The sequence below is a fragment of the Alkalimarinus coralli genome, assembly GCF_023650515.1.
GTDB classification, from domain to species: domain Bacteria; phylum Pseudomonadota; class Gammaproteobacteria; order Pseudomonadales; family Oleiphilaceae; genus Alkalimarinus; species Alkalimarinus coralli.
In genome coordinates this window covers 1,908,401-1,923,149 of record NZ_CP096016.1, presented here as the reverse complement: position 1 = coordinate 1,923,149, position 14,749 = coordinate 1,908,401, and the positions used below count along the sequence as shown (strand labels likewise).

General features: G+C 45.0%; 12 protein-coding genes. All 12 read left to right on the top strand.

Annotated features, from left to right (window positions below; all coding sequences use genetic code 11):
- Positions 1-107: 107 nt before the first annotated feature.
- The 12 genes from accD (at position 108) to cysG (ending at position 14,699) form a co-directional block, all read left to right on the top strand.
- Positions 108-998: an acetyl-CoA carboxylase, carboxyltransferase subunit beta gene (gene accD / locus MY523_RS08525; RefSeq protein WP_250658357.1), complete on the top strand. Its 891-nt coding sequence runs from the start codon at positions 108-110 to the stop codon at positions 996-998.
- Complete coding sequence (folC, locus tag MY523_RS08520) at positions 991-2,304, top strand: bifunctional tetrahydrofolate synthase/dihydrofolate synthase (protein ID WP_250658356.1); 1,314 nt, start codon at positions 991-993, stop codon at positions 2,302-2,304. Before accD ends, folC begins: the two co-directional genes overlap by 8 nt.
- 33 nt (positions 2,305-2,337) lie before the next feature.
- Positions 2,338-3,015, top strand: a complete 678-nt coding sequence (locus tag MY523_RS08515) for an SPOR domain-containing protein (RefSeq protein WP_250658355.1) — start codon at positions 2,338-2,340, stop codon at positions 3,013-3,015.
- Positions 3,016-3,119: 104 nt separating this feature from the next.
- On the top strand, positions 3,120-3,608 hold the full coding sequence (locus MY523_RS08510) for a CvpA family protein (protein ID WP_250658354.1): 489 nt from the start codon (positions 3,120-3,122) through the stop codon (positions 3,606-3,608).
- A gap of 123 nt (positions 3,609-3,731) precedes the next feature.
- Positions 3,732-5,252 (top strand): amidophosphoribosyltransferase, encoded by a 1,521-nt coding sequence (gene purF, locus MY523_RS08505; protein ID WP_250658353.1) that lies wholly within the window; start codon positions 3,732-3,734, stop codon positions 5,250-5,252.
- Between the two features lie 5 nt (positions 5,253-5,257).
- The gene (locus tag MY523_RS08500; RefSeq protein WP_250658352.1) at positions 5,258-6,484 is read left to right on the top strand and encodes an O-succinylhomoserine sulfhydrylase; all 1,227 of its coding nucleotides are present in this window, start codon (positions 5,258-5,260) and stop codon (positions 6,482-6,484) included.
- Between the two features lie 189 nt (positions 6,485-6,673).
- Positions 6,674-9,259 (top strand): DNA translocase FtsK, encoded by a 2,586-nt coding sequence (locus MY523_RS08495; RefSeq protein WP_250658351.1) that lies wholly within the window; start codon positions 6,674-6,676, stop codon positions 9,257-9,259.
- Between the two features lie 18 nt (positions 9,260-9,277).
- On the top strand, positions 9,278-9,934 hold the full coding sequence (gene lolA, locus MY523_RS08490) for an outer membrane lipoprotein periplasmic chaperone LolA (RefSeq protein ID WP_250658350.1): 657 nt from the start codon (positions 9,278-9,280) through the stop codon (positions 9,932-9,934).
- A 98-nt stretch (positions 9,935-10,032) separates the two neighbouring features.
- A complete protein-coding gene (locus MY523_RS08485) occupies positions 10,033-11,316 on the top strand; it encodes a replication-associated recombination protein A (RefSeq protein ID WP_250658795.1) in 1,284 nt (427 codons plus the stop codon).
- Between the two features lie 203 nt (positions 11,317-11,519).
- A complete protein-coding gene (gene crcB, locus MY523_RS08480; protein WP_250658349.1) occupies positions 11,520-11,894 on the top strand; it encodes a fluoride efflux transporter CrcB in 375 nt (124 codons plus the stop codon).
- Between the two features lie 81 nt (positions 11,895-11,975).
- On the top strand, positions 11,976-13,253 hold the full coding sequence (serS, locus tag MY523_RS08475; RefSeq protein ID WP_250658348.1) for a serine--tRNA ligase: 1,278 nt from the start codon (positions 11,976-11,978) through the stop codon (positions 13,251-13,253).
- Positions 13,254-13,322: 69 nt separating this feature from the next.
- Positions 13,323-14,699 (top strand): siroheme synthase CysG, encoded by a 1,377-nt coding sequence (gene cysG, locus MY523_RS08470; RefSeq protein ID WP_250658347.1) that lies wholly within the window; start codon positions 13,323-13,325, stop codon positions 14,697-14,699.
- The last annotated feature ends 50 nt before the right edge of the window (positions 14,700-14,749 follow it).

The window sequence follows — 14,749 nt, the reverse complement described above, 5'->3', positions numbered from 1 at the left end:
AGTAAAGTAAATAGGTTCTTTTACTTTTTTGATTCTGAATGATCCCTCAATTTTGGAGGGGGTGTAGCTGATGGTTTTGCTAAATTTAATACAAAAGGAGTGGGGTGATGAGTAACTGGCTCGATAAAATCGTTCCCAGTGTTATTAGGTCTGAATCATCACAAAGAACTACAGTTCCTGAAGGGTTGTGGAAGAAGTGCCCCAAATGTGAAAGTGTGCTATACCGCCCTGAACTGGAAAAAAACCTTGATGTTTGTCCTAAGTGCCAGCATCACATGCGTCTAACGGCTAGAAAGAGAATTGATATTTTTCTGGATGCTAACAACAGAGCCGAGATCGCAGCAGAACTGGCACCCAGTGACAGGCTAAAATTCAAGGACAGCAAAAAGTATAAAGATCGTTTGCTAGCCAACCAAAAGATAACAAACGAAAAAGATGCATTGGTGTGTTTTCAGGGCGAGATTATGCAGTTGCCCGTCGTTGTAGTCGCCTTTGAGTTCAACTTCTTAGGTGGCTCAATGGGGGCTGTAGTGGGTGAGAAGTTTGCTCAAGCTGCTTATATCGCGATGGAAAAAAGAATCCCACTGGTTTGTTTCAGTGCGAGTGGGGGAGCCCGAATGCAAGAGGCTTTAGCATCATTGATGCAAATGGCAAAAACTGCAGCTGTGCTTGAGAAAATGAAGTCAATGGGAATTCCTTTTATTTCCGTTATGACTGACCCTGTATTTGGTGGTGTTTCTGCGAGCCTGGCTATGTTGGGTGATATAAATATTGCCGAACCAAATGCACTTATCGGTTTTGCTGGGCCGAGAGTGATAGAGCAGACTGTTAGGGAGAAGTTACCAGAAGGGTTTCAGAGAAGTGAGTTCTTGTTAGAGCATGGTGTAATAGACATGATTGTATCCCGGCATGATATGAGGCCAAGATTAGCCTCTCTATTGTCAAAGTTAGTAGGATGCCCAATGCCTGCTGAGGATGGCGAGTCCGACAATGGGTGAATCATACAAAGAATCGCTTAACGCCTGGTTAGAAAGGATTGAAAAGAATCACCCTTCTGAAATCGAGATGGGGCTTGAGCGGACGCTCTCGGTTTATTCAACGTTGGGTATAGAGCGTATTGCCAGCCAGGTTGTGGTGGTTGCGGGTACAAATGGCAAGGGTTCAACCATTGCAGCTCTTGAGCGGCTGTTGCTGGATGCGGGTAAAACTGTTGGGGTTTACAGTTCCCCTCATATTACTTCGTATAATGAGCGTGTTCGAGTTAACGGTGTGCAAATCGATGACCGGCGCCTGGTTGAAAGCTTTGAGAAAGTCGAGTGTGCTAGAGGCAGAACCCCTCTAACTTACTTCGAATTTGGTACTCTCAGTGCTATTAGCTGTCTTGAGAGTGAAAAGCTCGATGTTGTGCTTCTTGAAGTTGGGTTAGGAGGTCGACTTGATGCGGTCAACATCGTTGATGCGGATCTTGCGATTATTACCTCAGTCGATATCGATCATACAGAGTGGCTAGGTGATAACAGGGAAAGTATTGGCTATGAAAAAGCGGGGATATTCAGGAAGAACACTCCTGCAATTTATGGAGAAGATAACCCTCCATCCAGTGTGGTGCAGCAAGCGTTAGCAAAAGATGTACCCCTGTATATCTATCAACAAGACTTTGGTTTGTCACGAGCTTCCGATACGCCTGAACCGTTTAACTGGCTTTTTCAATCTGGTGTTTCTGACGATAATAGCCGTTTAGAGGCATATATTTCTAATTGCGATGGCGGCGTTAACCGTATAAAAATGCCCCGAAGCTTGTTACCTGAAAGTAATATTTTAACGGCTATCCAGGCAATGGTATGTTTAGGTTTTAGGGTTGACCATGATCGCTTGAAAGGCCTTGATGGCTTTTCTGTTGCAGGCCGGTTTGAAGTCTACGCCTCTGACCCGTTGGTGTTGTTGGATGTTGGTCACAACCCTCATGCGGCAAGATTTTTGTCGCGTCGGTTGGCAGACATTAAATCTCAGCGGCCTGTTTACGCTGTGTTTTCAGCGCTGTCAGATAAGGATGTTTGCGGTATAGTTGAAGGCATTGACGGCCTGATTGATGAGTGGTTCATTGCCCCGTTATCATTCTCTCGGGCAATGAATCTTTCTGACATATCAAACGCGCTGGTTCAGTGTGGCCAACACTATACTGAAAGTGCCGAGATTAAAGAAGCGTTTCATTATGCGGTTAACGCCGCAAAGGAAAATGATGGTATTGTTATTTGCTTCGGCTCTTTTCATGTTGTATCTGATATTAAGTTATTGGATCACTAATGTTTGAGAATAAGAGATTTAAAGAGAATTAATATGGATGGATTAAAGCAAAGAGTCGTTGGTGCGCTGGTCATAGTGTCACTTGCTGTTATATTTCTGCCAATGATTTTTGATAAGCCGCACCAGAAAACAAAAACGCAACTAATACCGATACCCGTGCAGCCTGAGCTGCCTGTTATTACATTAAAGACGCCTCAGAAGCCGAGTTTTAAAATCGTTGAGCCCTCTGAGGGTGATTCTGTTGCTGTAGCGGTGGAAGACTCTTCTGTTGTGTCATCAGAAAATGAAAGCGGAAGCCAGGCTGCAAACACAAAGCCTGATGTTGTGAGCAGTAAGCCTGAAACTGGCCTGCTATCTACAGAGGCAGATTTAACAGAGGCTGCCCCTAAATCGAGTGATAACACCCAAACTCAGCAAAAATCGCCAGTCATTACCAGCAATAAACCCAAGCCTGTGTTTAAAGAAAAAGAGCTTAGTGATGTATGGATGGTGCAGCTGGGTACATTTGGCAATCATAAGAATGCGTATGCTCTTCGTGATACCCTCCGTAAAAAAGGGTTTGACGGGCACACAAAAAAAATCGATCGAGATGGAACAGAAATGGTTCGCGTGTTTAGTGGCCCTTATGCCGATAAGGGGTATGCAGACAAAATCAAGAAACAGCTAGATAAACAGTTTAAGCTAAATAGTTTAGTTGTTCATTTCAAGTAACCGTGACGTAAGATTGGGTAAGTAGTTTAGATTGTCATTGGTTAAGTGAATTTTTCTTTGGTAGAATGCGCGCCATTAAAATCGTTCCTAGATGAATTATCTATATGTTGAATTGGGCAGACTGGTCTATATTGTCGATCATTGTATTATCCAGCCTTTTTAGCCTCAAACGAGGCTTTGTTAAAGAAGCCTTATCTCTCGTTACCTGGGTTGCCGCCTTCATTATTGCGCGTACATTCAACCCAAATTTGCAGACACTTCTAATTGATCTGATAGATACCGTTGTTCTTAGAGCGGTTGCCGCTTTTGCGATATTGTTCATTGGAACGCTAATAGTTGGTGCCATTATCAATAATCTTATTGGACTGCTGATAAAGATTACAGGCTTGTCTACTACAGATCGGCTGTTAGGGGTTATATTTGGTGTGGCTAGAGGGTTAATAATCGTTATTGTTACGATAGCACTGTTACGTGTTACACCTGTCGTTGAAGATTCGTGGTGGCAGCAATCAGTGATGATTACTAAGCTCCAGGTATTGGAGCAATGGTCTCGGACAGTCTTCGAGGATCAATTCTCAGTATTTATGAGTTAATGGGTAAGAATATAATTTGTGGAATCGATTATAATATTGTGTTCGTTTTGTTGACATAATTATTACCTAAAACCTGTTAAGATTTACTTAATATCTTGTTTATGCCCAAGTGAGGTAGCTTTAATGTGCGGTATTGTAGGAATTGTTGGAAAAACCAATGTTAACCAGATGCTTTATGATGCACTGACGGTTTTACAACATCGGGGACAGGACGCCGCGGGTATTGTAACTTATCAGGATGATCGCTTTTTTCTCAGAAAAGACAATGGCCTGGTAAAAGATGTATTTCGAACCAGGCATATGCGAAGGTTGGTGGGTAATGTAGGGATTGGCCATGTGCGATACCCTACAGCAGGCTCTTCCAGTTCCGCAGAAGCCCAGCCGTTTTATGTTAACTCTCCTTATGGGATTACACTTGCGCACAATGGCAATCTCACCAACACGCTAGAACTTGCAGAAGGGCTGCTTCGTTCTGACTTAAGGCATATCAATACAAATTCTGACTCCGAAGTATTGCTTAATGTGTTTGCTCACGAACTGCAAAAGCAAGGCAAATTGGTACCAACCCAGGTAGAAATTTTTGAAGCGGTTAAAGCGGTTCATAAACGCTGCAAAGGGGCTTACGCTGTCATTGCAATGGTTACCGGTTACGGTATCGTTGCGTTCAGAGACCCTCATGGTATTCGGCCTGTTTGCTATGGAAAGAGAGAAACAGAGCAGGGTACTGAGTATATGATTGCCTCTGAAAGTGTTGCGCTGAGTGCGGAAGGCTTTACGTTGGTTAGAGATATTGACCCTGGGGAAGCAATTTATATTGAAACTGATGGGCAGTTATATAGTGAGCAGTGTGCAGAGTCGCCCCGGTTGAACCCTTGTATTTTTGAACATGTCTACTTTGCGCGGCCAGACTCTATCATTGATGGTGTTTCGGTTTATAAGGCCAGGCTTCGAATGGGTGAGAAGCTAGCTGAAAAGATGATGAGAGAGTGTCCTGACAATGACATTGATGTCGTGATGCCCATTCCCGATACTAGTCGAACCTCGGCGATGCAAATGGCATACAGGCTAGGGGTCAAGTTTAGAGAAGGCTTTATCAAAAACCGGTATATTGGTCGTACCTTTATCATGCCGGGTCAAAGTCAGCGCAAAAAGTCTGTTCGTCAAAAATTGAACCCAATCGAACTTGAGTTTAAAGGAAAGAATGTCCTGTTGGTAGATGACTCAATTGTTAGGGGGACTACGTGTAAGGAAATTGTGCAAATGGCGCGGGATGCAGGGGCCAATAAAGTGTACTTTGCATCAGCGGCTCCTGAAGTACGCCATCCGAATGTATATGGTATTGATATGCCAGCCGCCAGCGAGCTGATTGCTCATGAGCGCACAGTAGAGGAAGTTCAAGCGTTAATTGGTGCAGACTGGCTGATCTATCAGGATCTTGATGATCTCATTGAGTGCGCTAAAGAAGGCAATGCCGCCATAGAAAGGTTTGATTGTTCTGTATTTAATGGTGACTACATAACGGGCGAAATTACTCCTGAGTATCTCGAGAAGCTTGAGTTGGCGCGTAAAGAAAGTAGCAAACGCAAAAAGAACAAAGAATTTGATGATGACAATGCTGTTATCGATCTTCATAACAACGACTAATTATTATGGCCAATAGCGTAAAAAATGACAGTCCGATCCCTGTTGCAGATATCAGCGGGGCTGAGTTGGAAACTATTGCTGTAAGGGCAGGGGTTCATCGCACTCACGAGCTAGAGCATAGTGAAGCGATTTTTCCAACGTCTAGCTTCGTATTTAATAGCGCGGCAGAAGCGGCGGCTCGATTCAGTGGTGAGGCTGAAGGGAATATTTATTCCAGATTTACCAACCCTACAGTCCAGATGTTTGAAGAGCGGATTGCCGCAATGGAATGTGGAGAGCGAGCAGTCGCAACGGCTTCTGGTATGGCTGCTATCTTAAGTACTTGCATGGCATTGCTGCAACAAGGAGACCATGTTGTTTGTTCCAGAAGTGTGTTCGGAACGACTAACGTGTTTTTCGAAAAATATATGGCGAAGTTCGGCATTGAGACAACATTTGTTGATTTGACGGATATGGACCAGTGGCGCAGTGCTGTTGGAGATAACACTCGCATGTTATTTCTTGAAACGCCTTCGAACCCGTTGTGTGAAATTGCCGATATAACGCTGTTAGCCGGTATCGCACACGAGCACGATGCGTTGTTGGTCGTTGACAACTGCTTTTGTACGCCTGCACTCCAACGGCCTTTGTTGTTAGGCGCTGATATTGTTATCCACTCCGCTACAAAGTATCTTGATGGGCAGGGGCGCTGTGTAGGCGGTGTTGTTGTTGGCAAAAATCAGCAAATGGAAGAAGTCTTTGGCTTTCTACGTTCAGCAGGCCCAACAATGAGCCCTTTTAATGCATGGGTTTTCCTGAAGGGGCTAGAGACACTGTGTTTAAGGATGAAAGCTCATAGTGAAAGCGCGCTAGATATCGCCAAGTGGCTAAGTTCTAAGGCGTCAGTTGAAGCTGTCTTTTACACAGGGCTTGAAACGCATGCCCAACATGAATTGGCAAAACAGCAACAGAGCGGCTTTGGTGGTGTTTTATCGTTTAGAATAAAAGGCGGAAAGGAAGAGGCTTGGAAGTTTATAGATGGAACACAGTTTTTGTCTATTACCGCTAACCTTGGCGATACCAAGTCAACGATAACCCATCCCGCAACAACGACACATGGGCGCTTATCTGACGAAAGCAAGATGCGCAGTGGTATAACAGATAACCTTATCAGAGTCTCTGTTGGCTTGGAATCTGTAGAGGATATAAAAAAGGATCTACAGCTAGGCTTTGTCGCAGCAGGCCTAAGTTAACAGAATGTTAAGTTCGCATAATGGTGTGAATCGCGCTATATTTCATATATATAGCGCAGTTTCTTCAGAATAATTCTATTGCTCTGCGTCATCCTTAGTTTATCTTTTCAATTGTTGAACCACGCAGGTGATTTAGCGCTTTAGAAACGATACACTTTCTCTTTGTATTTGAATAAACCCCCACGCACTATGAAAGAAACAGAATCAAAAGTAGACAAACAAGGTCGGTTTCAGGCGTACGTTTCTCAGGGCTTTAGAGAAGGCGCTTTGATAGGGCTTGTTGCGTTATGCGTTTACCTTTTTATGGCGCTTTTCTCCTATAACCCGGAAGATCCAGGCTGGGCCAACACCGGCCATAATTTGGTTGCGACTAATTACGCAGGCCGCACGGGGGCATGGTTCGCGAACGTTCTATTCTATTTTTTCGGTTATGTCGCTTATTTATTTCCTCTGCTTATCTCCTATAAGGCCTGGCTTATTTTTCACAATAGGCATAAAAAAATGGAATTTCATTGGCCTCTTTTTTTAGTCCGCTTTATGGGGTTTGTGTTAGTGCTCATCAGTGCGACTGGATTGCTTGCAATTTACTCCATCGCAGGGCTCCCGATATCTTCAGGGGGCGTTCTCGGGCACGAAATATCCTCCAGTATGTTGTCTGCGTTTAACCTGTCAGGTAGCAGTTTGCTACTTGTAGCCATTTTCCTTTTCTCGATTACGATATTTACAGGCCTTTCGTGGCTTAAGTTGATGGACTATATCGGTGAAAAAACTATCCAGCTGGGCGGTAAGGTCGCCGTATGGTGTAGGCTGTTAAAGGAGAAAGTGGCGCAAAGAGCAGAGACTGCTCAGCGACGCAAAACTGAAAAAACAAATGCTTCTGAAGAAAAACTAACACGTCAACTTGCTGAACCGCCTTTGTTAGTTGATAAGATAACTGAAGTCGATAAGGTAACTGATACTGATCACAACGGCGAATCAAAGACGTTACTCGGGAAAATAAAGAATAAAGTACAGCGCCGAAAAGAAGAGGGTGTATCCAGGAGCGAGCCTGAAGCAGGACGTTCTGGCCGGGTAGACCCCGTGATTGGTTCTCCAGCCACAAATCAAACTCAAGCGCGTTCACCAGCCTCAGGAGAAAGTCAGGTTGAGGGGGGCGAAAATAAAAAAGGTAAAGGCCTAAAAATCTCTCCTTTTCTTAAGAAAAGCAGTTCATCCGAGAGCAAACGAATGGCGAAGGAAAAACAAGGATCGCTGTTTGCTTTTGAGGCCGGAAGGTTGCCTCCCATTACTCTGCTGGATCCACCCGAAAAGGTCAAAGAAGCTGGCTATTCAACTGATGCCTTGGAGCATTTGTCTCGATTGCTTGAAGAAAAACTGTCTGACTTTGGTGTTTCGGTTGAAGTTGTAGAAGTTAATCCAGGCCCTGTTATTACAAGGTTTGAAATTCAACCTGCTGCAGGTGTAAAGGTGAGCCGAATTTCAAATCTGGCCAAAGACCTGGCGCGTTCATTAGCGGTATTGAGTGTGAGGGTGGTCGAGGTTATTCCTGGCAAGTCGGTTGTGGGTATTGAGATACCGAACGAGAAACGTCAGATGGTTCGTTTCAGTGAGGTATTGTCGACAAAAGGCTTTGATGACTCGGAGTCACCGTTAACGCTGGCGCTTGGCAATGACATAGCTGGTGACCCGGTTGTTGTTGATCTCGCAAAAATGCCTCACCTTCTGGTTGCAGGTACAACAGGGTCGGGTAAGTCTGTTGGTGTTAATGCAATGCTGTTGAGCATGCTTTATAAGTCGACACCTGATGAAGTCAGGTTGATCATGATTGACCCCAAAATGCTTGAGCTTTCGATATACGATGGTATACCGCATCTGTTAACGCCTGTCGTTACAGATATGAAGGAAGCCGCTAACTCCCTTCGTTGGTGTGTTGCAGAGATGGAACGCCGTTATCGCCTTATGGCTGCATTGGGGGTGCGTAACCTGGGAGGATATAACCGTAAAGTTAAAGACGGGATTGAATCAGGGGAACCGATTAAAGATCCGCTTTGGAAGCCCGATGAGCATTTACAAAACGGCGAAGAAGATAGGCCCGAACTAACAACCTTGCCCTGTGTTGTTGTGGTTGTTGACGAGTTTGCCGATATGATGATGATCGTCGGCAAAAAAGTTGAAGAGCTTATCGCTCGAATTGCTCAAAAAGCGCGAGCAGCGGGTATCCATTTGATCTTGGCTACGCAACGCCCATCGGTCGATGTTATCACGGGGCTTATCAAGGCAAACGTGCCGACTCGAATCGCTTTTCAGGTATCCTCAAGAATAGATTCTCGTACTATTCTTGACCAGGGTGGGGCAGAACAACTGCTGGGTCACGGGGATATGCTTTATATGCCTCCGGGTACGGGTATGCCTATTCGAGTTCATGGTGCGTTTGTGTCAGATGATGAGGTGCATCGCACGGTCAATGACTGGAAACAGCGCGGTGAGCCCGATTATCTTGAGGAAATACTAACTGGTGGCGATACATCTGAACCCATCCCGGGGTTGTCGGGAGAAAGCTCAGGTGATAACGAACAGGATGCACTATTTGATGAGGCGGTCGCGTTTGTTACAGAGACCAGGCGTGCGTCCATTTCGTCTGTTCAGCGCAAACTTAAAATTGGCTATAACCGAGCGGCTAATCTTGTTGAAGCGATGGAGGCAGCCGGCGTCGTGAGCGAGGCGGGCCATAACGGCGCAAGAGAAGTGCTTGCACCCCCTCCTCCCAAGGACTAATAAAGGAAACAGTCACATATGAATATAAACAGAACACCCTTCTTCAGTCGGTTATTTAGAGCGTTATTGGTTATCACGCTTTCTACGTCTGGCACTGTGTCCGCCAGCGAAGCCACAGCCTCTCTGATTCAGAGACTTGAGAAACTGCAATCCATTGAAGCTGACTTTGTTCAGTTTGTGGTTGATAAGGCGGGTGCTTCTGTGCAAGAGAGTCGCGGAGTGTTAAAGGCAAAGCGTCCAGGATTGTTCTACTGGCATACAGAGCCCCCTTTGGAGCAAGTGATTGTATCAGACGGCCAGCATATTATCGTTTACGACCCGGATCTTGAGCAGGCCACGGTTCAGCCCGTGTCTGAGCAAGTATCAAATACACCGGCCTTATTGTTTAGCGGTGATGTCAAAAAGCTGGGGGAGAGTTACCTGGTTCACCATAAACAGTGGGACAACACAGTCGATCAATATGTGCTTATGCCCAAAGGTGCTGACTCGCTGTTTGAGTCTCTACGGTTGAGATTTGATAAAGATATATTGGTTGAGATGCGGCTTACAGATTCGCTTGGGCAGAAGAGCACTATTGGTTTTAATGACGCAAAAATCAATACAGGCCTGTCTGACAAACAGTTTGAGTTTGTTATACCAGAGGGTACAGACATTATCCGTGAGTTAACTCAGTAATGTGTTCTGCTTCAGGCGACTTATTTGAGGGAGAGCACCCTGTCCCCAAAAAACAGGAACGAGGCTCTTTAAATCAGTATCAGCCTTTAGCTTCACGGATGCGGCCCAGAAATCTGGATGAATATATCGGTCAGGATCATATACTTGGTGCAAATAAGCCGTTAAGAGTCGCCGTTGAAAAGGGTGTGCTGCACTCTATGATTTTATGGGGCCCTCCTGGTGTTGGCAAAACCAGTTTCGCGCGCCTGTTAGCAGACTGCTGCGATGCTAACTTTGAGAGCATTTCTGCTGTTTTAAGCGGCGTTAAGGATATCCGGGCCTCTATAGAACAAGCTAAGCATCAGAGAGCTGTATCGGGAAAAGATACTATTTTGTTTGTTGATGAAATACACCGCTTTAACAAAACCCAGCAGGATGCGTTTTTACCCTTTGTAGAAGATGGCACCGTTATTTTCATCGGGGCCACAACGGAAAACCCATCATTTGAGCTCAACAATGCACTGTTGTCTCGTGCTCGCGTATACACGCTAAAAAAACTTTCGGTTGAGTCATTGTCAGGGTTGATCAACAACTCCCTTAGCGATGCGCGTGGGCTTGTTCATGAAAATATAAAAATTGCTCCTGAGTTAGTAGAGCTTATTGCCATGAGCGCGGATGGCGATGCAAGAAAAACGCTTAATATTCTCGAAATTGCTTCAGATTTAGCAGAGGAATCAGATGGGGAAAAACGCATTACCAAGCCTGTCTTACAGGAGGTGATGCAGTCCAGCTTGAAACAGTTTGATAAAGGGGGAGATATCTTTTACGAACAGATATCTGCCTTGCATAAATCTGTTCGCGGTTCAGACCCAGATGGCGCGTTGTATTGGTACATAAGAATGATTGATGGCGGTTGTGACCCACTGTATGTAGCGCGTAGAGTCGTTAGAATGGCGAGCGAAGATATAGGCAACGCAGACCCAAGGGCGCTTCAAATAGCACTGAATGCCTGGGACACCCAACAAAGGCTAGGGGCACCGGAAGGAGAGCTGACGATAGCCCAAGCAATCATCTATCTTGCAGTAGCAGCAAAAAGCAATGCGGTTTATAGTGCTTATAATCAATGCAAAGCTGATGTGAAATCGTCGCCTGCCTATGACGTTCCAGAACACTTGCGGAATGCACCGACTAAATTGATGAAAGAGCTTGGGTTTGGAGAGGAATACCGTTACGCTCACGACGAACCCAATGCGTTTGCCGCCGGAGAAGATTACTTCCCTCAGGAAATGAGCGGAACTACATATTACAACCCTACAGAGCGCGGCATGGAAAAGAAAATATCGGACAAGCTAAGCTGGCTAAGGGAACAAAACAGGCTAAGCCATAATAAGCGGTACTCATAGACTGGCGCGTCAATGGAGTATGAAGCCCGTGGTTAACAAGCAATACTGGCTAATAAGCGCTATCGGTATTGTCGGTATTGTATTGTCGGTATTGTGTTGTCGGTATTGAATAATCGGTATCGTATAGTGCTCTGGTTACAAAAGATTAGTCGAAATTAACTGAAAACACGTCGTTACAGGCGTAGAATCAAGTATTAATAATTATGTTACAGGTAATTGCAATTGCTCTGGGTGGAGCTTTAGGGGCGTTATCCCGATACTTTGTTATCGGGGTTATGACTGACTGGTTAGGTAAAGACTTTCCATTTGGTACCCTTTGTGTGAATGTCGTTGGCTCGTTTTTTATTGGCGTGTTATATATCGTTATTGTACAAAAAATGCACGTTTCCCCCGAACTCAAATCTATATTGGTTGTGGGCTTTTTGGGGGCGTTTACGACGTTCTCAACGTTCTCGTTAGAAGCGTTCAATTTTATTAGCCAAGGGCTGTTGCTAAATGCTGTTACCTATATAGTAAGCTCCGTTATACTATGCATACTTGCAGTATGGGCTGGTATATCATTAGCCAAATTAATGTGACGGTATTACAGCTGGAAACGCTTAATTGCTTAACAACAATAGAACTGTTTACAAGATTAATAAAGGATAAGAACACCTCCAATGTTAGATGCCAAAATTGTTCGTGCAAACGCTGAAGAAATTGCGATTCAACTTAAAAAGAAAGGGTATCAACTCGATATCGAACGTTTTAATGTATTAGAAGAGCAGCGTAAAGCTATTCAGACCAAAACCGAAGAACTTCAAAGTGAGCGAAATACTCGGTCAAAAAACATTGGTAAAGCAAAAGCTGCTGGTGAAGATATTGCACCTATACTCGCTGAAATGAATGCTGTTGGCGATGAGTTAGAGAGTGCTAAAAAGGAACTTAAGACGGTTCAGGACAATCTTCACGCTTTACTGGCCGAAATCCCCAATATACCTGATGAAAGTGTTCCAGAAGGCGACAGTGAAGATGACAATGTCGAGGTGCGCCGTTGGGGTACACCCAAGTCTTTTGATTTTAAAGTCAAGGACCATATAGAGCTGGGTGAGCGGCTTGGCTTATTGGACTTCGAAGCAGCAGTAAAGCTGGCAGGGTCTCGTTTCTCTGTTATGAAAGGTGATATAGCGAGACTTCATCGAGCACTTGCTCAATTTATGCTTGATACTCACACTGCAGAGCATGGTTATGACGAAATTTATGTTCCGTATCTGGTCAATAGTGAATCACTTTTCGGCACTGGCCAGTTACCAAAGTTTGAAGAAGATTTGTTTAAAGTGCCGGGAGAGCGTGACTTCTATCTAATACCAACTGCTGAGGTACCTGTAACCAATATTGTTCGCGATGAAATAGTTGACGCGTCTGAGTTGCCCCTTAAGTTTGTGTGTCACTCGCCTAGCTTCAGAAGTGAAGCAGGCTCTTATGGACGAGATGTGAAAGGGTTGGTTAGGCAGCACCAGTTTGATAAGGTCGAGTTAGTTCAGATGGTTACCCCTGAGGAGTCTGACCAGGCATTGGAGGATCTGACAGGGCATGCCGAAAGCATTTTGCAAAAGTTGGAACTGCCATACAGGTTGGTTACCTTGTGCGGTGGTGATCTTGGCTTTTCTGCGGCTAAAACGTATGACTTGGAAGTTTGGTTGCCTGGGCAAGACACATATCGAGAAATTTCATCATGTAGTAATATGAGGGATTATCAGGCAAGGCGAATGCAGGCTCGTTGGAGAAACCCTGAAACAGGTAAACCACAGCTACTGAACACCCTTAACGGGTCGGGCTTAGCTGTCGGACGTACGATGATTGCGGTAATGGAGAACTACCAACAAGAGGATGGGGCCATACTTATTCCAACCGTTCTCAGGTCATATATGGGTGGCAAAGAAGTGATTGGACGATAGCTTCGGACGCTATTTTAAAGTGAGACCTTTGTTCTATATTTCCACATTACATAATTAATGGCAGTAGTTATGGACTTTTTACCGCTCTATTTTGATCTAAAAAACGCATCGACCCTGGTAGTTGGAGGCGATGAAGCCGCTGCAAGAAAGGTGGAGTTATTGCTTAAAGCGGGAGCAGATGTAAAGCTATGTGCTGCGGCACCGATAAAGTCTATACAGCGTTTAATTGATGATGAGAAGGTAACGTTGATCGCCGACACTTTTGAGGCCAGGCTGCTTGAAAGTGTTGTTCTTGTTGTTGCTGCGACTGGCGACAGCGAAACCGATGACTCTATTGCGTCTGTTGCTACTGCGCGTAACTTGCCTGTCAATGTTGTTAATAAAGCAAAAAACAGCTCTTTTATCTTTCCATCGATTATTGATCGTTCTCCCGTCATTGCCGCGGTATCCAGTAGTGGTTCTCTTCCTGTTCTTACACGGTTGCTGAGGAGTCGCCTTGAATCGGCGATTCCATCTTCTTTTGGTCGTTTGGCGGAAGTAGCTGCGAAATATCGTGATCAGGTTAGAGACAAGTTCCCTGATATTAATCAGCGTAGACGCTTCTGGGAGCACCATCTTGAAGGGCTTTTCGCTGAAAAAATATTTTCTGGCCATGAAGAAGAGTCACAAGCAGTTATAGAGTCGTCATTGAGAAATGGGGATTTTGAACCTGGCGGTGAGGTCTATCTTGTTGGAGCAGGGCCTGGTGATCCAGACTTGCTGACATTTAAGGCGCTTCGGTTGATGAGACAGGCAGATATAGTGCTCTATGACCGCCTGGTATCTCAGCCGATCCTTGATTTGGTCAGGGCAGATGCAGAGCGTGTTGATGTCGGCAAGGAGAGAGCCAACCATACACTCCCTCAGCAGCAGATAAATGAGCTTCTTGTTACGTTAGCCAAGCAGGGCAAGCGGGTATTAAGGTTAAAAGGGGGAGACCCTTTTATCTTTGGTCGCGGCGGTGAAGAGATCGATCGACTGAGTGATGCCGGGGTGCCTTTCCAAGTTGTACCAGGCATTACTGCAGCATCTGGGTGTTCTTCATACGCTGGAATCCCTTTAACTCATCGTGACTTTTCACAGTCTGTTCGCTTTATTACAGGACATCTAAAGGATGATACATGTAATCTACCATGGTCAGACTACGTTCAGGAAAATCAAACGCTCGTTTTTTACATGGGCTTGGTTGGTCTCAGTATCATATGTGAGCAACTGATGGCACATGGAATGTCGTCTGACATGCCTATTGCACTGGTGTCTAAAGGTACAACCAGAGAACAGCAGGTGGTAACCGGAACACTATCAACGATGCCGGATATGGTAAAGGCAAAAAGCGTAAAAGCGCCTACGTTGATTATTATCGGAGAAGTGGTTAGTTTGAGAGGCAAACTAAGATGGTTGGACTAAATTAAACGATATTCCAACCTTGAGTAAAAAAAGCGCCAGGTATCAGGCGC